The sequence below is a fragment of the Candidatus Formimonas warabiya genome, from assembly GCF_002777255.1.
Classification (GTDB): Bacteria; Bacillota; Dehalobacteriia; order Dehalobacteriales; family Dehalobacteriaceae; genus Formimonas; species Formimonas warabiya.
Genome location: NZ_CP017634.1, coordinates 560908 through 582418, shown reverse-complemented (window position 1 = coordinate 582418; position 21511 = coordinate 560908). Strand labels below are relative to the sequence as shown.

The following is a 21511-nucleotide window of genomic DNA, read 5'->3' as shown; positions in this document are numbered from 1 at the left end:
CTCCCCATTCAAAGAACACAAAGAAACAAAAAGCCCTTGCGTATTTTATCTGCGCAAAGGCCTTTCATTCCTAAGTATGAAAAAATTTTCTTCGTTCTTCTCTTACTTCTAATGGGTTTGGTTGCCCATCATTCTCCGTGTTGCCGGGAAATCATTTTCCGATCAGTTTTCGTCTTTCCAGAAAGAATAAAATTGGAGCGAGCAGAATACCCCCTGCCACAGCCTGGGTAATATTGGGCACGATACCCAAAACAGCTGTGGGAAATCCATAAAGGATGCTTTCAAAGGCAAGGTATCCTGAGACCATGATCAATCCCCCCCAAAATACCGCCAGGGAAAAGACGGCCAGTTTTCTTAAGTTTCCGGGGTTATTCTTGGTAAACCGCCCGTAAATGAACCCCACCAGCATGGCATCCAAAAATTTAATTACCAGTGTAGCCGGTGCGTAAACAACATAGCCGGCTAAAATATCGGCGAGAAATGAGCCTAGTCCGGCGGCAACGGCCCCGTATAAGGGACCAAGGATAATACCGCAAAGATATACGACGCTATCCCCGATATGAATATAGCCTTTAGTAGGGGTAGGAATCCGGATGGCCATGGTCCCCACAACCACTAAAGCGGCCATCAGGCCGGAATTGGTTAGTTTTCTCAGTTTTATGGAATTCATGGTGTACTATCCCCCTCAAAAGATGTCATCTACATTATAAAAGCAAAAGGCAAAGAAATACAGCAAAATATTAACTTTACCGGGTCTGTGCCCCTTCAAGTCATCTAATTACCTGAATATTTGAACGAATTTCAAAATAATGGGAACCGTTTCAATAGATGTTCTATTATTTCTCTCCTGTTGGAACACTCTGTTGCCCTGGGACATAGTATAACCAGTAGGACAAACAAAGGGGAGGTGAAACTTAGAAATGAATCGATCCTACTCCTCTGATTTAAGAACCCACTTTTACAGATTAATGAATGACGAAAATTATCGAAATTGTTTCTACCGTCAAATGGCTCCCTATAGACATCTGTCGGAAAATGACCTTATGACAACAATCGGATCCTTCAGCTCCAAAGTACCGGAAGCGGTAAAACGAAGACACCTGAACCACCTGGCCGCTTTAACCCGAGAGAAAGCATGTCAGACCAAAAAGGCGCGAAAACGCATTGACCGGATCAATTATACCATTCTAAATGACCCTCCGTACTCCTTTCCCTATCCCTATTCCTATTATGATTACCAATATCGCCCTTTTGGAGGGTTCCTTAGTGCATTGATACTTTTAGGCTTGCTAGGCGCTATTCTTTAGTGCGCGGCCCCATACTTAAATCAGTGACAGATCCTTTCTGAACCGTCATATGTTAAAAAATACGGAAGGGTCCCCAATATGAAATTTTTGGGGGATTTATGTAACAAAAATTTGTAGACAAACATAACTTGTACTATCAAAAGGAAAGGGGGAGGCTTTATGGGATGTTGTAGGAGAAGAGCACCGGTTCTCGCAGCAGAAGCAGAAAACTGTGCGGTTGTATCTCCCGTTCGAGAAAATTGTTTTGAAGACATTATTATGCTGATCATTGTCTTAATTGTGATTGAGTTTTTGTGCGCAGTTCTCAGTGATGAAGAGGCTCCGTGTTAATAAGAAAGGAGGAAAACAATGGGCTTGTTTAGAGGCTTAGGCAACGTGGGTAACTTAGTTGGAAGAAACGGAAACGGCTGTTTTGAGGACATAGTTGATTTGATTATCATCTTGATTGTTCTTGAATTCCTTTGCTGTTGTGTTTTTGAAAATTAAAATTCAACTTTTGATCATAAGGGTACCTAGAAAAGAAGAAGTCGCCGTTTGTTACGGGGACTTCTTCTTTTTCGGAGAGTCAAGGTAATTTATTTAAAGTATTATATGAAATTGCGATTTTTTCGGAGCATGTACTCCCTGAAGATATTTAAAAACCAGTTTGCACCCGACGGTGTTGATGCCAAAAATAGACCAACCCCAGAAGAGGAATTACGGTTATGCCCCAAAAAACGTAACTAAAGCCAAAATAATGGGAAAGGCCGCCTAAAATAGACCCGGCGGATACCCCTAAGTCAAAGGCGGTGGTAAAAATCCCCAGAGCCGTTCCCCGCTCTTCCTTGGTGACACTTAACACCACAATCGATGTTAGGGTTGGGTAATAAGCGCCATAGCCGATCCCGTAAATAATACCGACCAGTGCCAACTGCCACAATTGGGTGACCCCGGCGAGAAGCCACAAGGAAACAACCAGCAGCAAACCGGTGAAAATCGTTAATTTGGGCAATCCCTTTTCGGAAACCTTACCGGTCAACAAGCGGGAAAGAATCATAAACACAGTATTTATGAAAAAGAAAGAACTGACATTGACGATTCCTTGCCGGGCAGCAAAGGTAGTAAGCCAATTGGACAGGATGCCGAAGGTCACCATGCCGCAAAACAGGGTCATCGTAGGCATCAGGACCCGGGAGTCTAAAAACATTTTGCCGAAAGGCACATTCTTTTCAGATACTGTTAATCTGGGCTCCGCGACAGGAATTAATAGCACCAAGGAAAGCAACCCCGCCAACCAGGAGCAGAATACGGCGCCAGGAAACCCGTACTGGAGAAACAACAAATTGCCCACGGCGGGAGCAAATCCTTTGGCCGCAGTAAAAGCCAAAGAAAATATTCCTACATATTGGATAAGCTTCTCATGGGGGACCAGATCCGTCGCTAAAGTAGTACTTGCCACGGCAAAGGCACCCACGGAAAAGCCATAGACAATTTGGGTAACACCGGCTAGTAGCAAAGAAGATGTACCCATGTAAAAAACAGGTGTTATTAAAAACAGGGCGATAGAAATATAGAGTAAAGTTTTTCGCCCCATGCGGTCGGCGAAATTACCGCTGATCGGCCGTAATACCAAAGAAGAGATGGAAAATATGCCCATGATTAAGCCAATCTGCAAATAATTACTCCCCAGATTCCCTAAGTGCAGCGGTAAAACAGGAAGCAGGATATAATAGGTGCTGGTAAAAAAAATAGTGGAAACAAGCAGCAAAATAAAATTAGAAAGACTCCCTAAACCTTGTAAAACGGACACCTCTTTTATTTCATACTGTTTCTCCATAAAACTGTTCATCCTTACTAAATCGCCCAAACACCTTCACCGGCGTTTTTGCGTCTTGTTCTATTTATTCATGAAAAAAAGCCGTGGATCCTATCTCTACGGCTCTTGATATAGCCACATGCCCTTTATTTTCGCGCATAAACGAGCTTTCATCCAACCTTTCGGATCAGGAATAATTTTTTACGTTATCCATTATAGTATTAGTGTGGACTTGCGGTCAAATGTAATTAGTGGTACGTTTTTGGGGATCTTTACCATTGCCCGGGCAATCGTCTTCATTGGTAAATAACAAGCAGTTCCCGGTAAATCATCAATTTATTTGGCGGGTGGTTATGATATAATTGAGCCAGATTGATAGTTTTATGCTTTCTAACATAAAATAGATTAGCATAGATTACCTCGTATCGATGAAGGAAAGGTGATTGATAATGACGATCAGCTCAGATAGTGAGTTAGCAGCCCTAAAAAAGATCGGTAATATTGTTGCCCTGGCTAGGGAAGAGATGATGAAGGCTGTTAAACCCGGGATTACTACCCTGGAACTGGATAGGATCGGAGAGAGGGTTTTATCTTCTTATGGTGCAGCATCTGCGCCAAAGCACGAGTACAATTTCCCCGGGGCCACCTGTATAAGTGTGAATGATGAGGTTGCCCATGGGATACCTAGCTCAAAGGTGATCCGGGAAGGAGACTCGGTAAATATCGATGTATCAGCAGTATTAAACGGATATTTTGCCGATACAGGGGCAACTGTAATTGTCGAACCGGCATCTGCTCTTAAAAGGGAGCTATGTGATTGCTCCCTCTCTGCCCTTACCAAGGGAATAAGAAAAGCAAAGGCAGGCACCCGGATCAATCAAATTGGAAGAGCAATCTATCATGAGGCCAAAAGCAAAGGCTTTACCGTAATCAGAGATTTGACCGGTCATGGTATCGGCAGAAAATTGCATGAAGAGCCCAGTTATATTTTAAATTATTTTGACATCCGGGATAACCGAATTTTAAACGAAGGACTGGTCTTAGCAATAGAAACCTTTGTTTCAACAGGGGCAGAGCATACGGTGGAAGATAAAAACGGCTGGACATTAAGGACCCCGGACAAAAGTATCGTGGCCCAATATGAGCACACTGTCGTGGTGACCAAAGGTGAGCCCATTATCCTTACGGCTTTTTAGACCGGCTTGTTGGTCAGGAGAATTTTTCTCCTAATTTTCTCAGTACATTCTTTGTATTTCATCCTTTTCGTTTTAGTCGGGTCAACCAAAACTGCCTCAAAGGCGGATACCGTTTTTGGATTAAGCATTCGTTCCCTGCAAACGGATATAATCTCCCCGGAAGTAAGTAATACCCAGACCCATCGGCTTCTCTTCCTTGTCGAAAAGTTTCTGCTCGACCACCAGTAAAGACAAATTATGATAGATATTTAAGTGCCTTTTTATTTCTTCATCCGGGATCTGGGCATAAATCATGATTTCTTTCTTTAAGGCAAAAATCGGCATATTGTTGGAAATCATTTCTGTGAACGTGGCATGCTCAATTTCTTTTTCCACGATGGGCATTCCTTTATGGTAAAGCAAATATTTCACATCATAGGCAACGGGGACGCCCTCTGTATAAAAGAGCCTGCGAATCATAATCACATTTTTATTTCTTGTCGTACAGAGCTCCCCCGCCAATTTCTCATCAGGCATAATGATTGTGACTTCCAACAGCCTGGTTTGATCCACCCGGTTGATGGGGTTTTCCATTTCGTCAAAATAGATGGTATATTTGTTACTCTCCGGCTTGCTGACAAAGTTACCTTTTCCGGGAATGGAATAAATATAGCCTTCATTAACCAATAAAGCGAGGCCTTTTCGTACAGTCATCCGGCTGGCCCCATAATCTCTGCACAGGGCGGCTTCAGAGGGTACGATATCACCGGGCTTTAACTCGGTATTATTGATCTTCTTTTTGATGTCTTCAAATATTTGCATGTAAACCGGACTACCCATGATCTGCTCATCTCTGTTCATTCGTATTCATCCATTCCTTGCATACCTTTATTCCGCCTGAAGCCTCGTTGGCAATACTGTCCACCCCGATATAACTGCCCGCTTCCTGAGTAAGGTAATTGGCTCCGACAATAATCCTGACTTGATCCCGCAGTCCGGCCTCAATTAGCGCATCGACCACGGCTTTCATTTCATCTGCCGTACTCGTCAAAACTCCGCTTAATCCCACAATATCTGGCTTGTGCTCCAGGGTTTTTTTCACAAAGACTTCTTTAGGCACATCCACTCCCAGATCAACCACTTCAAAACCATTTGCTTCCAGCATGCCCCGAAAAATGTCTTTGCCAATATCATGAATGTCCCCTTTGACAGTGCCGAGAACCACCTTGCCTATTTTTTCCTTTTGTTTTCCCTTAAAATGTGCCGTCATTTTCTCAAGTTCCAGCACCTGTTTAAAAATGATCCCCGCCATAATCAGGTCGGCGATAAAATAATCCTTTTTTTCGTAGAGCTTGCCCACCCGGTTCATCCCTTCATTCATCAATACCAACAAGTCCATGGGTGGCGCACCGTCATTTAATATTTCTTTTGCCAATTCCAGAACTTTTTCTTCCTCCAGATCTTCCACATACTTAATTAACAGTTGCTTCTTTTTGCCGAAGTTTTTCATATTACCCTCCGCCAAATTTAATGAATCAAGTCTTATCACTTGCCATTATTCGTTTCAGGTTACTGTTTTTGATCTAGTCCAGCAGGGAACAAAATCCATACCGGCCATGGAGACGTATATACATCCATATACAATTGATTTCATCATATAATCGGAAATTTCTTTTGTCAACGGTGGGATATTTTCCTCCGGGTCTGATCCCCTAATTCCGGAAGCAGGAGACTGATCAACGCCACAAGCAAAAGGCATAAACTGCCCAGGGCAAATAACAGGTTGTAGTTCTGGCCTGCCAACGGGGCAATAAAAGCCGAGGGAATAAACACAGCGCCGATAACCTGAAGGGTACCAATGATGCCGCCGGCGCTTCCTGCATATACGGGACCAATCTCCGGGAGCAGCATGGGAAATGCCATCAGCAAAGGAAAACATACGCCTAAAAACATGCCAAGAAGAAATAGCTGGATCGACATGCCCAGCTCATTGGGCCCGATCCAAGCGCCATACCCGGCAAACCCGCCCAGCAGGGCTGAAATCATTAAAAAGGGCTTCATTCTGCCCATCCGTTCGGAAAGGGCCGGTCCTACCAAGCTGCCGGCAATGGTGCCAAAGGTAATTACTGATGCCATGAATCCGGCTTTCACCGGACTCATTCCCCAGATCTGATTCAAGGCATTGGGGAAAAAACCGGTAAACGTCATATTAGAACCCATGAAAAACATAAGGGCAATTCCCACCATCCAGATATTTTTGCTTTTCGCAGCTACACCGATATACTTTGATACCGGCATCACCGGAAGATCGGGTGCCCCTTCAGGCTTATCCTTGATCAGGATCATCCAGAGGATCCAGATCAAAAACATGATCACACCTGCCGTGATGAAGGCACTTTTGGGGGAGGGAAACAAGGCGGAAGTAGCTAAAGCTACACTAATCCCCGCACCCATGGCGGTTAAATAAATTCCCATGGCTGTACCCATTTGCCCTTTGGGGAACCAGGCACCAAGTAACTTCGATACATTTGCATTCAGCAGGCCGGGACTCATGCCGGCCAAAAACATCAGCACAAACATTTCCCAGAAGTTATGGGCAGCGTAACGGAAAAATACGCCGATAATGGAAAAGACAAACCCTACGGCAACTACTCTCTTCACGCCGAACCGGTCGGCCAAGGCCCCTGCTCCGAAGCTAAAGCATACACCCGCCAGCATAGGTGCTGTGAGGACCAGGGAATACTGCCCGGGTGTCAGTTTGAAATCAGGGATAATTTTGTAAGCAAGGCCTGCAATCTGAAATTGGGCCACCAGGCCGATAAACAGAGAGGCCCACATCATGAGCAGGATCACCCAGCGGAATGGAGAACTTTCATGCTTGGAAACATTGTTCATTGCCTCATCCCTTTCCAGTTATTCTAGATGTAAACAGAGAGAGGCGTGCTCTCTCTGTTTACCGGCCCCCATTCATTTATACACATAGAAACATAATAAAACCAAACAACATCTCCTCATAGGTCTGCATCTTTGGTGCCATCACCTGCGCCTGTTTTTCGTCTATTTCCGGATGCTCAGCCAAGTACTCTTCCCAGGTTTTGTAATAATTTGTATTCATGAATACCCCTCCTTAATAGTTGGCATTTGAAGATACATACTCCAGCACCGCCTTGGTGTTTTCCACATTGGTGCTGTCCTGGGTGATAATGACTTTATCAAAGCTAAAGTAATATCCCCCGCCGGGAGCCAGGATATCGATGAGCTCTTTCGCCTTATCAATGCACTGCTGCTTGGTGCCTGTTTTCAATAAGGAAAGGGGATAGAATCCGCTGATGATATGCTTGGCACCCAGTTTTTCTTTCACCAGGTTAGGATCCCCATACTCAAACATCATCACGGTACCTGCAGGCAGTTCCGCCAAATAATCAATATAGCGCATCCAGTCCTGCTCAACGAAAAGATAAGACCGCATTCCCTTTTCCGCCAGACCATCGACCAGCTTCTTGAAGGAGGGCCAGTAGAATCGGTCAAAATCTTTCCCGCGCAGATAAGGGGCCATATGCAGCGGAATAAAGGTGGCATTGTATTTTTGGGGCACGGGCTGATTGCCCATTTTGATCATAAGAGGCGTAACCGCATTGACAGCCGCTTCTACTTTATCCGGAATTCTTCTCACATCGACGGAGATATTTTTAAAGCCTCTTAACTGATCCGTGAGAAAATCAAAAGGAGCTTCACAAAAGCCGGCGAAAAAGTTCGTGTATCCATAACCATATTTTTGGATCAGGTTTCCGTAGATTCTTCCCGTATTGCCCGTTTCATCTGTAAAAGCATTAAAAGCTTTTGCCATCACTAAGGATCTGGTCAGCGGATCCCTGTTCAGTTCGGAATACAGCCGGGGTAAAACTCTTTCTACAATACAGTTATAGGGGGAAGCAATGAAAGCATCGTAATCTTCTACCGCAAGTCCCTCCACCTCCGGGTGCTGCAGGAAACCATTTGAACCCATGACAAAGTTCTTTGATCCTAAAATCTTGTAAAAGGAAGGCATTCTAAAGGCGGAGACAGGCAGCAAGTCTGAGAAGAAATCCTCACTCACCTTTTCAAAGGTGGCTTCCAGGTCCGTCGTATCCCACTGAACCTCTGTCAAATCCCTGCCGGCATACTGAATGGCAAATTCATGGGCAAAAAGAGCGGAGACAGGAACCCGCTTCGGGATCTTGCCATCCATTAAATCAGTAAACAACTGTGTTCTTTCCTGAGACAATCTCATTTGATCAGTCATGTTATTTCACCCACCCCTGACATATTTTTATCCCTTCAGCGGCATTTGTCGTAAACATGTCTGCCCCAATCTGCATACAAGCATCTTTTGTGACAGGATTTCCCCCAATGATAATTTTTACCTGGTCACGCAAACCGGCTTCTTTCAGTGCCTCAACCGTTGCTTTCATAGAATCCAGGGCCAGGGTAAGAACAGCGCTCATGCCCACAATTTCCGGCTGAACTTCTTTCACCTTCGCCACAAAGGCACTGGGAGGCACGTCTATGCCCAGGTCATAAACTTCAAAGCCGGCCGCGTCCGACATGCTTTTGAAAATATTTTTGCCAATGTCGTGGAGGTCACCCTGGACAGTGGCCAGAACAATTTTACCGATTTTTCTGGAACTTTCTCCTCCCAAAACCGGTTTCAAGGTATCAATCGCGGCATTTAAGAGCTCTCCGGCAAAAATCAGGTCACCAACAAAGTACTCGCTTTTTTCAAAAAGGTCTCCCACAATTGCCATGCCCTGCTGGCAGGCATTCACTACCTTTCCTGCTTCTTCCCATCCCGGATTTGTGGAAACGAACTCGTTTAAAATTGCTAAAACCCGAGCTTCGTCCAAATCTCCTACTGCCTGTGTTAGAACCTGTAAATCAGCCATTTTTGTTTCCCCCTTAAATATTTTTTGGGTTTTACCCCGGGATCCCTGCATGCTATAGGCATTCCTTAAGCGGACCAATTTTATTCTTCCGGTAGGCATTTGAAAAATTCCGGCAAAACCGGTCCCGCCCTAATAATGCTTCTGTGGCGAAAAGAGCGGCCTTCATCTCCCTGTTGCAAGGGTCGACAATCGCTGAATCCATTCCGGCATAAAGTGCAATGGTTAAAAAACTTTGATTCACTACTTTTCTCAGAGGCATACCAAATGAAATATTGCTTAATCCGGATGTTACCTTGATAGTCGGATAGAGATCTTTTACAATTTGTAAGGTTTCCGTGAAATTTAACAGGGACCTGTTGTCTGCGGATAAAGCCAAAACAAGTGGGTCAATGTGGATTCTATCTGGAGTAATGCCATATTTCCGGGCTTTTTCCACCATTCTTTTTGTTATTTCCACCCTTGTTTGAACATCCGAGGGGATGCCACCGTTATCACAGGTTAAGGCAATTACCTGCCATTCTGTCCCTTGTATGAGGGGGAAAATAATTTCGCATTTTTCCCCTTCTGCCGATACGGAGTTGATTAAGCCCGGCCGTCTTGCCCGGCACAGCACCTGTTCCATAATTTTGGCATTGGGGCTGTCGATACATAATGGGGTATCCACAGCATCCTGCACAATGTCCATTAACCAGGTTAAAGTGTCGGCTTCTAACTCCGGTGCCGTCCCCGCACAGACATCGAGATAATGGGCCCCTGCTTCTGCCTGTTTCACGGCAAGAGAACGTACAAATGCCTCGTCCCGATCTTCGATGGCTTTTTTGACACTGGGAATCGTTCCGTTAATCTTTTCTCCAATTACAATCAATAGCCAACCCCTCCTTTAATGCAGAATTGGTATACGTGTATATACATGTATATTACATTATGTTTAATATTTTGTCAAATGTTTATTATCTTGTTTTTCATTCTTATTTTTACTCTGTTTTACTTATTCTGAGAACTGCTCCAAATAGTATCGAAGAAACCCGAAGAATGGATTTGCCCGCAGTGTAAAAAAAAACCGTGGGATTTTCCACGGTTTAGAATGTTTATCGTTCAAAAAAGTCCGCAAAATTCCGCGGCATATCTCATTAGTATTTGCCATATAACCTGGTTGTTTCCGCCCAGGCTTCCATATTCTCTCTTTTGGCGTCATCCAAAACGATGGAACAGTCCATAATAAAGCCGCCTCCCCCGGCACACTGATCAATGAGACGTTTTGTTTCATTAATCACTTTTTCCTTTTTTCCATAGGCCAATAAGGAAGTGGGGAGATTTCCACAGATGCAGGCCGACTGGCCGACAATCTTTTTGGCCCGCACAATATCTACTTCTTCAAACATATAAATAACTTTTCCTTTGGGCACATCGCTGATCACTTCCAGGCGGCTGTTATATTTCCCTTCGCAGAAAACATAGGGGGTAATCCCCAGATCGATGATGGCGATGATCAGCTTTTGCAAGCCGGGCCAATAGAATTTTTCATAATTGGCCGGACTCATAAACTCGTCCATCCCGGCATGAAGGGGAATAAAGACAAAGTCTACCCCTAAAGCCTTGGCGGTAGTTATGGTTCTTTCAATACAGACCTCCGTCATATAATCCAATACCGCTAATAATTTTTCCGGCCGATGATAAATATCGCTGATGGTATTGATTAACCCCCGGATATTGTCGGAGAACATGTCGAAAGGACAAGTCTGGGCTGTTGCAGCCCCCAACGGGTATCCCTTTTGGGCAATTTCTCCTATGATCGAACCCATATAACCAAGCCATCTGGCAGCGGCTTCTCCCCCCCGCTTCAGTGCTTCCATGGCCTCTTTTACGTCTGGTTGGGCCAGCGTCGTCAGTTCGATATAAAGGGCATATTCAATGGGATTCCTAAAGACTACTTTGGATAAGGGTTCCAAGGCTTTAAATTTTCTGGGATATACCTTTGTAAGGAAAAAATGAGTCGGGTCAAATAAAAATTCATCAAATTCATCATCATCCAGGAAACTGTTATCGATGATCTGGAAGGAGGCATTCAAGGGCAGGTTGTGGGTGGCGCCGGGCCACTTAATATACTGGCAATCCATTGCTTCCATGGGATCTATGGGATATAGCACGGGAGCCCAGGCCAGATCCGGCTGAAAATCATCTAAAAAACCCATGACCCCCGGCATAATGTTCCTGATATCCTTCATAGCATCATACATGGAAATATCATAACCCCTGGCATAATAGTTCCCCACCTTAGGAGCAAAGGGAACGGTATCCGGCTCTTTTAATGCGATAACATCCCTAATACGCTGCGAACGTGCCTGTAACAATTCATTCGTATCCGACATATGCAAACCACTCCTAAATTAATTAGTAAAACCACTTACCTTTTCTCCTCCTATATTCGGTTCGAAAAAGTAGAAAAATCATACCTATTATGTCATTGAATCCTACTTATTATTACAGGACTGCCTGGCACTGATCAGCGACAAACTAGCGGCATACGGAGCCGGACGCCCTATCACAAAGGAAGCTCATCGTACCATCTCCCGGAATTTTTCTGATGGCCCGGCAGACAAAAAAAGAACCATGGCTTTGTTCCATGGCCCAAAATTTACAATATATATCCATGTATCCTAGGCGTCAGTCAGTCCATTTAAACCAATTTAACCTACTGCGCATATGATAATTAGAGGTGAAAACATTGCCAAATTCTGATTCTAATCAATTAATAATTTTAAGTGCCCTAGTTGCGCTGATATTGTCGGAGGACTTAAGTGCAGACGACTTAAATATAATTGGTAATTTTTTGGTTGGCGTAGGCTCACTCATGCTAACGAAAGCAGCTCAACTGGCAGTTCAGGAATCCTCAAATAACAATTCCCCGGAATCCGATTCTCTGGAGAAGCAGGTAAAAAACATGCAAATTCAGCTTAAAATGATTCAAGATCAGATGCAGAATACTCCTAAACCCTGATTTTAATAGTATTTAGTTGAATTCCTATACAATTGTCCCAGCTTTTCAAGCCTATTTCACTGTATCACCATTTATTCTCCCCTGTGCCATGGCATAAGAGGCCGCCTTAACGGCTTCTCTCTTATAATCGCTATTCCATCGATTAACACCAATATAATCGAAAATGACTGCACCAGTATGGCGACAAAAACGATCCATCTGTTCAAAACAGCTTAGCAAACCGTTTCCCGTGCCACCCGGCGTGGCAATCAGCAAAACCTGCTTATCCCTTAGGACCCCGGTCTGATTAAACTCGCACCGCCGCAACCGGTCAATAAAAGATTTAAATACTTCAGTGGTCTCACCCCAGTATACCGGGGATGCCATAATCATTGCTTCACTGGATTGGAGGCGCATTTTAATCTCATCAAATCCATCTGAACCGTAGGTACAGTAATTTTCTGCCCGGCATGGACCCCAGCCGTCGCCACAAACCTGACAGCGAACAAGCTTAAAGTCACAGAGCCTGATTTCATCAACTTCCGCCCCGCCCTCACAAGCCCCCTGTTTGGCGGCATTTATGACAGATTGGCATAAGCCGTCTTTTTTAGGGTTACCAGATAAAATAGCTATTTTCATCAATCTCATCCTTTCTATCACTACTTTTCTTAGATACCATGATGATTTCTATTAAATATTCCGGTATCCTTCCTATGCGTTCAGTATTATTTATCCAAATCCAAATAAAGCCCTCATATAAGCAAATTGCCCCACAATTGAATGCTGTGGGGCAATTTGCCATAATAGCTGTTATCATGCGCTCTCTAGCACAATTACAATACAATCATATTATCGCAATAACGCCTGATAGACTTGCTATTCATAAAGGTTCTGTTTTTTAGCGGGGCTCTTCCACCCCCATATCTTCATCATCCCAACGGCAACCAAGAGTATCAGGAATGAATAACCGGCCATTGAGGCCTGAAAACTGACGGAAGTGGCGATCCGGGTCATGATCGGAGGACCGAAAAGCATCCCGGTGCCCCAAAAAAGATAATATGTCCCGGAAATAGTGCCTTTTAAGGAATCAGGTACAGTTTCATTCAAGAAGGCCATGGAAGCAAGATGAAAAATCCCCACCCCAAGACTGGCGATCGTTAGTACCCAAAAAATCAAGGGAAAGTGGGAAACCGGCGTCATCATCATCCCACCGGCAGCAAGTAATAAACCCAAAATCATAAACCTATTCCGGCCAAATCTGTCCGACAATGGACCGGTAATAGCTTGTGCCAGGCTGATCGCCATATAAAACAGCGAAAAATACAGGCCCATACCAAGTGGATTAAACCCCTTTTCCTGCAAAAGAAAGGCGGGAATTGTAGTGAGAAAGATGCCGTACCCTGTTCCATAGAAAGTGATTCCTATCAAACAAAGGAACATCTGTCCCTGTTTTACCAGTTCCCATAGGATCCGGTAATCCAATAGGCCCGTTGTCTGCTCTTCCTTCTTCACAGGAGCCTCGACGAGAAGATAGATGACCACAGCCCCCGCTAAACAGGCAAAAGAGTAAACCAAAAATATCTCCTTGCTCTTTAATCCCTGCGCCAATATGACCCCAAGAAAAGGCCCCATGGTAAGACCAAAATGAAATACCGCATTATATATCCCCATTACTTTCCCCTTAGCCAAGGGATATTTTAGCGATAGCAACGCAGGTGCCAATGCCCAAACCGGTGCTTCGCCGGCGCCTTGCAAAAACCGGGCAAAAAATATCATCTGTGAACTTGTGGCCAGATAAAACACCAATCCGGTAAGAAAACACAGCAGGTATCCCCCAATGAGCAGCGGCTTGAAGCCTATCTTATCCGACAAATGTCCCATTGGAACTTGCAGCAACAGATACGAGAAGGCAAAGGCCGAAGCTAGATACCCTACGGATCGCCCATTTCCATCCAAATCGACAACGCGCTGGGGCAGTAAAGCGACGATCATGCCTACTCCGACCATCATGAACACAACCGCTAAAATCAACCCCAAGAGGGTTTTGTCCTTGAACATACCTATCATCTCCTTGTCTCTTTTCGAGCCAAGGAGGATTCCACCAATGCGTTAGTGTAAGTAGCAATCCTTCCGGCTAGAAAAGATTATCATTGGAATTGACACTACTTACGGATGGCGGTGGTAAAATATTTACAAAACGGGCGGCAACAACTTGGATTTCCCCTTTAGAGCCGTTCGACACCATAAAAACCTCCTTTCTAAATTTATCGCCTCATTTCCTCCCTTTTCTTCCGGTTGTTCTTGCATCAAAACATGAAAAATCTGTACTGCTTAAGCATAGATTATCGCCGGAAATATTTACTTTAACATATTTTTGTTCTCAAATTTATCCAATTATATTATACTAATTTATTCTTCTTATAACTACCCCTCTTTCCCAGCAAAAATGCCCCCGGGAGTATGATTCCAGGAGGTATCTATCACAATCACTCCATGCGCCTATATTCTCTCCCTATTTTGTAACCATGTTAATAAGGCCGACAAAACGAACCCGTAAATCATGGCAATGATGGTATTTTCCATTGAGGATGCCAGAGATGTCCTGTGAAAATGCGGCACTTTATATAATTCGACCAAAGCATAAACAAAGAACCAAAGTAAAATACCAGAGATGAGCCCTTTCCATAAAAGATACCTTGAGGATATTTTTAAGATTAAATGTACGAATAGAATTCCGATTAACGCGGTAAATACCAAAACACCAAATTGAGCAAATATTTTTTCCCCCAAAGTTTGGGGCCTGCTGCCAAAGATAAATACCCCTGCAAAATCAATTAAGTGGATAGTTCCAAATTTGAAATAAGAAACAAATAGATAATCAAATAATGATGCGACAAGACCTGACAGAGACCCGGCAATACATCCATTCAGAAAACGATCTTTCAAGATACTTGCTCCTTTCTTACGCGCCCTGTCTCAATTTCGTTAAATAGCCCATGGTTGAAGCCAATAAAAATCCATAAATTAACGAAACTAATAAATTTTCCAGAGATGACCCCAGCGAAATATTTTTTAGCGGCGGAACCCTGTACATAATAACAATCCCATAAATGACGAACCATGCAATCACGGCATAAATGGGTCCTTTTAATAGATGATACTTATTCTTGAAAACGAAGTAAGCAAATATAATGCCTAAGAACCCACCAAACATGAGTTCCCCGAATTGAGCAAAAACCTCTTCCAGTAAATTAAGCGGTTTGCCTCCATAAATAAAAATACTGGAAAAATCAAGAAAACGGAGAGATCCAAATTTAAATACGGAGACAAGCACAACATCAATCAGAGATGCCATACTATTGGCAATTAATCCGGAAACAAAACCACAAAGGAATTGATCTTTCAACCTAATATCCTCCAGCCACCCCGCCATGTCTGCTAGGTACCCGCGCATAAACGGTCTTTCAAAATGCGCACTCCGTCCGAACCTTTTCGAAAGAAATCATAACTTTACTATAGATGTTTTTAACTATCTCCAAATTGTATAAAAAAATTCTCCCGATGAAAAAATTATGAAAAGAAGATTAGCCGTTTACTATTTACCTGTATCCATCGTCGCAGAACATACAGCTTAACCGCTGAGATTGGACATTCCAAAAAATCTTTTATATCCTTTCATCACTTAGGAACTCCGGAACCTGCATAACAGGTGATTTTCTGAGCATACTGTACAAATGCTCTATTAATTTGGTAATATTATGGTAGTGAGATACAAGGAGGGAAAGATATGAATTGTTCCAACTGCCAACAACCATTACAACCAGGGTTTAAGTTCTGCCCGTTCTGTGGCACTCAAGTAAAAAATACCCCATCCTTTTGCCCTGCCTGCCAAAGTAAAGTAGAGCCGGGTTGGATCGCCTGTCCTAGTTGCGGTAATAAGCTGGTATCAACTGTAAAGCAGTCTAATCCCATACAACCTACCCCATCTCCAAATTACCCGCCCAGTGATCACGGGCATGGTTACGGCTATGGACACGGCCACCGTAGCGGAAGCAGCTCCGGCAAACACCGTCGGAAAGGTCTTTTCGGACACCTGTTTTCGTCCTGAGAGGGTTATCCCCGGTGGGGAAATTATACCATCCAAAGCTATTTAGGTGACGGTAGTTTTGGGAATGTCTTTCGTGCCGAACGGAATGGCGTAGTGTATGCATTAAAGGTTTTAAAGAAAAAGGATGAGCCGGAAGAAACAAATTTTTTACGCTTTCAACTGGAAACAGAGATTCTCTCCAGTTTAAACCATCCCCGGGTACCAAAACTCGTTGAGGTATTTTCCGTTGACAATAACCACTGTATTGTACAAGAGATCATTGAAGGATACCCTTTAAGCTCCTTGATTGACCGGGGGTATGTATTTAGCGAAGACCAGGTGAAGGAGATCGTTCGTCAGCTTCTGATGGTCTTAAAAGATTTACATTGTTCTTCCGTTCCTGAAAAATCTGTTGTCCATCGTGATTTAAGGTTATCTAACCTAATTATGAATCATAACAGACTTTTTCTCATTGATTTTGGCTTTGCAAGATTTTTAGATCCAAAACAGTTTCCATACTGTCCTGATCCGCCAATTGATCGTTTTTTAAATCAAAGAAAAAATACATCGATGCCGAAAAACAAAATCGTCAATGATCCCGGCCCCAGAACATATCAATCTTTACGTAGGGATATTTCTCCAAGTAGCGACCTTTTTGGAACAGGTATTATTGCCCTTGATTTATTTACCAATTGGGTAAAAGACGAAACTGATTTTCATCAGCCCTGGGAAACCGTGCTTCACCTGTCTCCTAATTTCGCAAGCTTTATCAATAAGCTTTTACATTTCGGCAACAGCTCGTTTATTAGTGCGGATGAGGCTATTTCAGAATTAAAAAATATTTAGAAACTTTTCTCCTTATTCAAAGGAAGCATCCCAACTACTGAAAGAGTGGTCTCGTATTCCCTTCATCACTTCCGACGGCGTTTCAGCTTTTCCATGACAGATGGATATAAATCAAAATTTGTGTGCGGTAAAAACTTTGCTGCATGCATTTTCATCAGAAAATCTTTCGCCTCGGCAAGAGATAAATAAACGATCTTCTCTATGATACTTTCGGCGCTAGAAAAGAGTTCTGCATTTTTCAGCAGCATACAGGCTCCTTTAAGTGAACCATTTCCGATATTAACAAAACGTTCTCTGGGGAGATCCGGATATAGACCGATCGTTATCGCCGACTCAAGATTGAGGTGGGTCCCAAAGGCTCCAGCGGCATAAACCTTTTGAATATCATCAATTTCGATGCCCAATGTTTCCACCAGAAAAGCTACCATGGTGTTCGCAGCAGCTTTTGTATCCATAAACTTGAAAATATCAGATTGGCTGAATACCAGTTCTTGATGAGATCCGGATTCATTTTCCCATGCGTAGACTACTGCATATTCTCCTTCCCGCATGACGATACGCTCTGATTTACCAGGAACAAAAGCTCCCGCATAATCGATCCACCCTTCCAAGAGCATCTCGGCCAGCAGATCAACAATCCCTGAGCCACAGATGCCAATTGGTTTTTCGTTCTGTATCGTTGTAATGATCATCTCATGATCAACGATCCTCACCGAATCCACCGCTCCCGCGCTGGCCTTCATCCCCTGTTTGCTAATGCCTCCTTCAAGGGCAGGTCCGGCTGCACCTGCTGCTGCAAGCATGAATTGATCATTTCCCAGAAGCATTTCGCCGTTTGTGCCGATATCCACATATAAGGCCAGTTCACTGCTTTTGTACATCTCAGACGTTAATAGCCCGCTAATGATATCACCCCCCAGGTAATTAGCCACAGAAGGGAAACAGTAAACCAACCCGTCAAAGGGCAGTTCAAACTCCCGCCCGGATATGAATCCGCTGCTGTTAAAAGAAGGTGTATAAGGGGTATAGAAGATACACCAGGGATCGATGCCAAAAAGGAAATGAATCATGGTAGTATTGCCGCCCATAACTAAGGCTCCGCATTCTGCCGGGGAAATCCCTGTTTTGTCATGAAGCTTATCCATAAGCTCGCTGAAATTAAGCAGTGTGCATTTTTGAATTTCCTTCAAATGCGCTTCATTATCCTGTGCATAGATAATCCGGCTCAGTATTTCATCTCCAAAAGGGATCTGATGATTAAAAATACTCTCTTCCCCCAATATACTTCCACTATTTAAATCAACCAACTGCATTACGACAGTAGTGCTGCCAAGATCAGCCGCATAAGCATAGTTCTTGTCCGTAGTATCTCCACGCTCTATTCGCACGATTTCCCACGCATAACCCAGATGAACCATCGTCACCGTAAGCTTCCAATCAAAATCTCTTAATATCTTATAGGAAGACTTTAATTTATCAAGAGACATAATCACATTCCCGTAATCAGGCTTTAGCGCCCGGATAATTCTGTCCTTGTCCGCTACTGTATCTCCGAAACCAGGTGTCTTCAGCTCGAGGTAAATTTTTTTACAGATGGAATTCATATAACCCTTCCTTTTGACGCATTTATTATTGAGTTCTTTTCATTTCTGCATCTATGTATATCAGTTTTATCTAAAAAAAACCGTTTGCCTCAAATCTAACAATTTTATCTTGAATAAGACATTTTGAAACGTTTTCGGTAAAAGATGTTGAAAGCAAATATTCCTGTCAATACCCTGTTGTGATAAGATAAAGTTGATATCAAACATCAGGAGTGTTTATGAAAAATAATATTTCAAGTGAAATAATTGACATTGTTCTTGAACAATTGAAAGTTGGTTTAACCCTTGTTGACCATACAGGAAAAGTTATTTATTTCAATAAGTTAGCGCAGGATTTACTAGGTTGGCATGAAACATATAGCAATACAGTTTTGTCTTGCCATCATCCAAAAATTCAAGGAAAAGTTATAGATAAATTAAATCATCATAGTAATCGGGAATGGCATCGAATCATCAACAGGAAAGGGCGTTATGTGGAAAATACTTATTCCCCGATTTCTATTCCAGAGAAAATCACCGGGGCCATGATTATCTCCAAAGATGTCACAGCAAGGGAAAAAGCTTATTCCCATATTGAAAAAGCGGCCCACACAGATAGTTTGACCGGGCTTTTTAACCGTGAATTACTAAATAAAGTAATAAAGAAATATGAACAAAATTCCAAACCCTATGGTTTGATCATGGTAGACATTAACGGTCTCAAATATATTAATGATCATTATGGTCATAGCGCCGGAGATGAAATTATTATCAAAGCAGCTAAAACAATTAACGAAAATGTGAGAAAAAGTGACCTGGTTTTCCGCATTGGCGGTGACGAATTTCTCATACTTACAACCGCTGATCAAAAAATAGCCATGCAAATGATACAAAGAATTAAGGAAAAGAGCGAAATACCCAGTCAGGCAAACCCATTGGTTCTAAGTTTAAGCCTTGGATACAGCATGTTTACAGAAGGAACTGGTTTTGACGCGATTCTGTTGATCGCTGATCAGCGCATGTATCAAGACAAAAAATCCTTCTATGAAACCGACGGTAAATTTTTTAGGAAAGAGTAAAACCTTTACAATACAATACCTATAGGTACCAACCCTTAACAAGAAAGTGGCGCTTAGATAAAATCCTTTATTAATCGTGGAACTTCTTACGATGATCATATAATCATCTATGCTCTCAGGAAATAGCCTTATTTCGAAAATGTCTTTCGGATACGGTCTCACCCGGGGGCACGATGATGAAATTATCGTCCAGTTCCAGGCGAATCATCTTTTTCAGGACTCCACATTTCCCTTTCGTCTCATTGACTTCAAGATTGACCAGCTCAGCCAGGGGGCGAATCTTCTCTCTGGCTGCGGCCAAGTCGTAAACACCGGTATCGATCAGCGTAAAATTACGGTGTTGGCGTACATCATTCCCATGATCATCGCCGCCCTTTCCGGACCGTATTTCTTCAAAGTGGCGTCATATTCGTTGTTGATGGCGTTTTTCTCCCGGAGCCAGCCGGCAGTCAGGAAATAGCTGTAAACCGGGCGCTCCACCATCAGCTTCTCATCTGAAAGAGTCAGGTTTATACAGTCCTCGCATTTAGGCAGGATAATCGTCATTTTATCCGATTTAAGGCCCAAGGTGCCGTTGCCGCAGCGTCCCATCGGCAAAAGCAGACAGTCCACATTTTCCAGACGGTCAATCATCTCCTGGAGATAATCCCGCAGCTTGTCCGGGAGCAAATGCAAGTCTGAAGGTATAAAAAGAATAGGAAACTTCACTTCCGTCTCAGCTGCTGCTGCCCGGATCTCGTCTTGGAGAATGGGACAGGCCAGCATCAGGTAGTTTTTTGCTGCGGTTTCTCCGGCAAACAGTTTTTCCACCATATTTCCGGCTATGTCTTTACCGATCGTCACGAATTTGCCCGGACCAGTATAGGGTGACGGTACTATCTCACTCCGGCCGTAAACATAATCCACCTTAACCATGCCTGCTGCTGTCTTCAGGAATCCCTTGGCGCGAAAGACCTGTCCGTAAGTACGCCGGGCAAGTTTTTGCATCATGTCTCTGATCTCCTGTTCCGTCCATACTTTGTCCGTCTCCAAGGAACAGGACTGGAAACCCTCGTTGTCGTGGTGGTGGTCATGGCTATGGTCATGATCATGTTCATGGGAGAAATCCTGGCGGTGGTCCAATCCCGTTTCTTCCGCCACTTGCAGCAGTTCCAGCCCGTCCATCTCAGCCCATGGTTTGGCAAAGATGGGCGCCAGAGGATTTAAGGCCCGGATGCCATCGATAATCCCGCACAAATTGTCACTTTCCGAGAGGTTTTGAACAGCACTTAAAACGATGGTGCGGCCGTCACTGATCTGCCGTTGATAGAATTCGCCGCTGATCTCTATGAAAATGGGGTACATGGTGGCATCCACTACTGTGATCATACAATTAATGGCTATATTCGTTTCCTTCGCTGCTTCGGTGCAGGCAAAAACAATGTCCTTAAGGCGACCGATGCCGGTGGGTTCAATGATGATACGGTCAGGAGTATATTTTTGCACCAGCTCAACGATACCCTTGACAAAGCTGCCCTGGAGGGTACAGCAAATGCATCCGTTGGCAATCTCCTTAACCGTGATGTCGTGTCCGTCAAAAAAAGCGCCGTCAATGGCAATCTCGCCAAACTCGTTTTCGAGCAAGGCAATTTTTTCACCGATGTAGGCTTCCTTTAACAGCTTGTTGATAAGTGTTGTCTTCCCTGCCCCCAAAAATCCGGAAATAATATCTATTTTTATGGTCTGAGCCATTTTTATCCT

At 43.5% G+C, this 21511-nt stretch carries 24 protein-coding genes and 2 pseudogenes; 7 read left to right on the top strand and 19 right to left on the bottom strand.

Annotated features, from left to right (window positions below):
- Positions 1-151 precede the first annotated feature (151 nt).
- Positions 152-670 (bottom strand): ECF transporter S component, encoded by a 519-nt coding sequence (locus DCMF_RS02600; protein ID WP_148132991.1) that lies wholly within the window; start codon positions 668-670, stop codon positions 152-154.
- A 250-nt stretch (positions 671-920) separates the two neighbouring features.
- On the opposite strand from DCMF_RS02600, the gene DCMF_RS02595 reads away from it, so the two are divergent.
- Entirely contained in the window at positions 921-1307 is a 387-nt protein-coding gene (locus tag DCMF_RS02595) for a hypothetical protein (protein WP_214659051.1), read from the top strand.
- A gap of 159 nt (positions 1308-1466) precedes the next feature.
- Entirely contained in the window at positions 1467-1637 is a 171-nt protein-coding gene (locus tag DCMF_RS29045; protein ID WP_214659050.1) for a hypothetical protein, read from the top strand.
- 304 nt (positions 1638-1941) lie between these two features.
- Here DCMF_RS29045 and DCMF_RS02590 read toward each other — a convergent pair whose 3' ends face one another.
- On the bottom strand, positions 1942-3123 hold the full coding sequence (locus DCMF_RS02590) for an MFS transporter (RefSeq protein ID WP_214659049.1): 1182 nt from the start codon (positions 3121-3123) through the stop codon (positions 1942-1944).
- Positions 3124-3551: 428 nt separating this feature from the next.
- Between DCMF_RS02590 and map the strand changes: the two genes are divergently transcribed.
- Positions 3552-4298 (top strand): type I methionyl aminopeptidase, encoded by a 747-nt coding sequence (map, locus tag DCMF_RS02585; RefSeq protein ID WP_148132988.1) that lies wholly within the window; start codon positions 3552-3554, stop codon positions 4296-4298.
- Between the two features lie 120 nt (positions 4299-4418).
- Here the strand turns inward: map and DCMF_RS02580 are convergent, their stop codons facing one another.
- From DCMF_RS02580 to DCMF_RS02550, 8 genes are all read right to left on the bottom strand, one after another.
- Entirely contained in the window at positions 4419-5117 is a 699-nt protein-coding gene (locus DCMF_RS02580) for a GntR family transcriptional regulator (RefSeq protein ID WP_148137703.1), read from the bottom strand.
- A 7-nt stretch (positions 5118-5124) separates the two neighbouring features.
- Positions 5125-5787 carry a cobalamin B12-binding domain-containing protein gene (locus DCMF_RS02575; protein WP_148132987.1) on the bottom strand — a complete coding sequence of 221 codons (663 nt, stop codon included), beginning with the start codon at positions 5785-5787 and terminating at the stop codon, positions 5125-5127.
- Between the two features lie 167 nt (positions 5788-5954).
- Positions 5955-7172, bottom strand: a complete 1218-nt coding sequence (locus DCMF_RS02570; protein WP_148132986.1) for an MFS transporter — start codon at positions 7170-7172, stop codon at positions 5955-5957.
- Between the two features lie 76 nt (positions 7173-7248).
- Entirely contained in the window at positions 7249-7392 is a 144-nt protein-coding gene (locus DCMF_RS29040; protein WP_214659048.1) for a hypothetical protein, read from the bottom strand.
- Positions 7393-7404: 12 nt separating this feature from the next.
- Positions 7405-8559, bottom strand: coding sequence for a uroporphyrinogen decarboxylase family protein (locus DCMF_RS02565; RefSeq protein ID WP_148132985.1), 1155 nt, complete (start codon positions 8557-8559; stop codon positions 7405-7407).
- 1 nt (position 8560) lies between these two features.
- Complete coding sequence (locus DCMF_RS02560) at positions 8561-9199, bottom strand: cobalamin B12-binding domain-containing protein (RefSeq protein ID WP_148132984.1); 639 nt, start codon at positions 9197-9199, stop codon at positions 8561-8563.
- Between the two features lie 52 nt (positions 9200-9251).
- A complete protein-coding gene (locus DCMF_RS02555) occupies positions 9252-10064 on the bottom strand; it encodes a methyltetrahydrofolate cobalamin methyltransferase (protein ID WP_148132983.1) in 813 nt (270 codons plus the stop codon).
- Between the two features lie 265 nt (positions 10065-10329).
- Positions 10330-11568: a uroporphyrinogen decarboxylase family protein gene (locus tag DCMF_RS02550; RefSeq protein WP_148132982.1), complete on the bottom strand. Its 1239-nt coding sequence runs from the start codon at positions 11566-11568 to the stop codon at positions 10330-10332.
- Between the two features lie 356 nt (positions 11569-11924).
- Here DCMF_RS02550 and DCMF_RS02545 point away from each other — a divergent pair, with 356 nt between their 5' ends.
- Positions 11925-12197, top strand: coding sequence for a hypothetical protein (locus DCMF_RS02545; RefSeq protein ID WP_148132981.1), 273 nt, complete (start codon positions 11925-11927; stop codon positions 12195-12197).
- A 51-nt stretch (positions 12198-12248) separates the two neighbouring features.
- On the opposite strand, the gene DCMF_RS02540 is transcribed toward DCMF_RS02545, so the two are convergent.
- The 4 genes from DCMF_RS02540 to DCMF_RS02525 form a co-directional block, all read right to left on the bottom strand.
- Complete coding sequence (locus DCMF_RS02540; protein WP_148132980.1) at positions 12249-12815, bottom strand: flavodoxin family protein; 567 nt, start codon at positions 12813-12815, stop codon at positions 12249-12251.
- 237 nt (positions 12816-13052) lie between these two features.
- The gene (locus tag DCMF_RS02535; protein WP_148132979.1) at positions 13053-14234 is read right to left on the bottom strand and encodes an MFS transporter; all 1182 of its coding nucleotides are present in this window, start codon (positions 14232-14234) and stop codon (positions 13053-13055) included.
- A 441-nt stretch (positions 14235-14675) separates the two neighbouring features.
- Complete coding sequence (locus DCMF_RS02530; RefSeq protein WP_148132978.1) at positions 14676-15122, bottom strand: hypothetical protein; 447 nt, start codon at positions 15120-15122, stop codon at positions 14676-14678.
- A gap of 16 nt (positions 15123-15138) precedes the next feature.
- Positions 15139-15582, bottom strand: a complete 444-nt coding sequence (locus DCMF_RS02525; protein ID WP_214659047.1) for a hypothetical protein — start codon at positions 15580-15582, stop codon at positions 15139-15141.
- 381 nt (positions 15583-15963) lie between these two features.
- Between DCMF_RS02525 and DCMF_RS30415 the strand changes: the two are divergent.
- A pseudogene (locus DCMF_RS30415) lies at positions 15964-16113 on the top strand (zinc ribbon domain-containing protein); the annotation flags it as partial.
- A gap of 9 nt (positions 16114-16122) precedes the next feature.
- Here DCMF_RS30415 and DCMF_RS29540 read toward each other — a convergent pair.
- Positions 16123-16269: a hypothetical protein gene (locus DCMF_RS29540; RefSeq protein WP_236860166.1), complete on the bottom strand. Its 147-nt coding sequence runs from the start codon at positions 16267-16269 to the stop codon at positions 16123-16125.
- A 45-nt stretch (positions 16270-16314) separates the two neighbouring features.
- Here DCMF_RS29540 and DCMF_RS02515 point away from each other — a divergent pair, with 45 nt between their 5' ends.
- A complete protein-coding gene (locus DCMF_RS02515) occupies positions 16315-17109 on the top strand; it encodes a protein kinase domain-containing protein (protein WP_148132975.1) in 795 nt (264 codons plus the stop codon).
- Positions 17110-17174: 65 nt separating this feature from the next.
- On the opposite strand, the gene DCMF_RS30410 is transcribed toward DCMF_RS02515, so the two are convergent.
- Positions 17175-18497 (bottom strand): ASKHA domain-containing protein, encoded by a 1323-nt coding sequence (locus tag DCMF_RS30410; RefSeq protein WP_418219639.1) that lies wholly within the window; start codon positions 18495-18497, stop codon positions 17175-17177.
- Positions 18483-18716: pseudogene (locus tag DCMF_RS30405) on the bottom strand (ASKHA domain-containing protein); the annotation flags it as partial. The gene DCMF_RS30410 and the pseudogene DCMF_RS30405, both read right to left, overlap by 15 nt.
- 215 nt (positions 18717-18931) lie before the next feature.
- On the opposite strand from DCMF_RS30405, the gene DCMF_RS02505 reads away from it, so the two are divergent.
- Positions 18932-19771: a GGDEF domain-containing protein gene (locus tag DCMF_RS02505; protein ID WP_148132973.1), complete on the top strand. Its 840-nt coding sequence runs from the start codon at positions 18932-18934 to the stop codon at positions 19769-19771.
- 115 nt (positions 19772-19886) lie between these two features.
- Here DCMF_RS02505 and DCMF_RS30400 read toward each other — a convergent pair whose 3' ends face one another.
- Positions 19887-20093, bottom strand: a complete 207-nt coding sequence (locus DCMF_RS30400; protein WP_472297459.1) for a hypothetical protein — start codon at positions 20091-20093, stop codon at positions 19887-19889.
- Entirely contained in the window at positions 20093-21502 is a 1410-nt protein-coding gene (locus tag DCMF_RS02495; protein WP_148132971.1) for a GTP-binding protein, read from the bottom strand. Before DCMF_RS02495 ends, DCMF_RS30400 begins: the two co-directional genes overlap by 1 nt.
- Between the last annotated feature and the right edge of the window lie 9 nt (positions 21503-21511).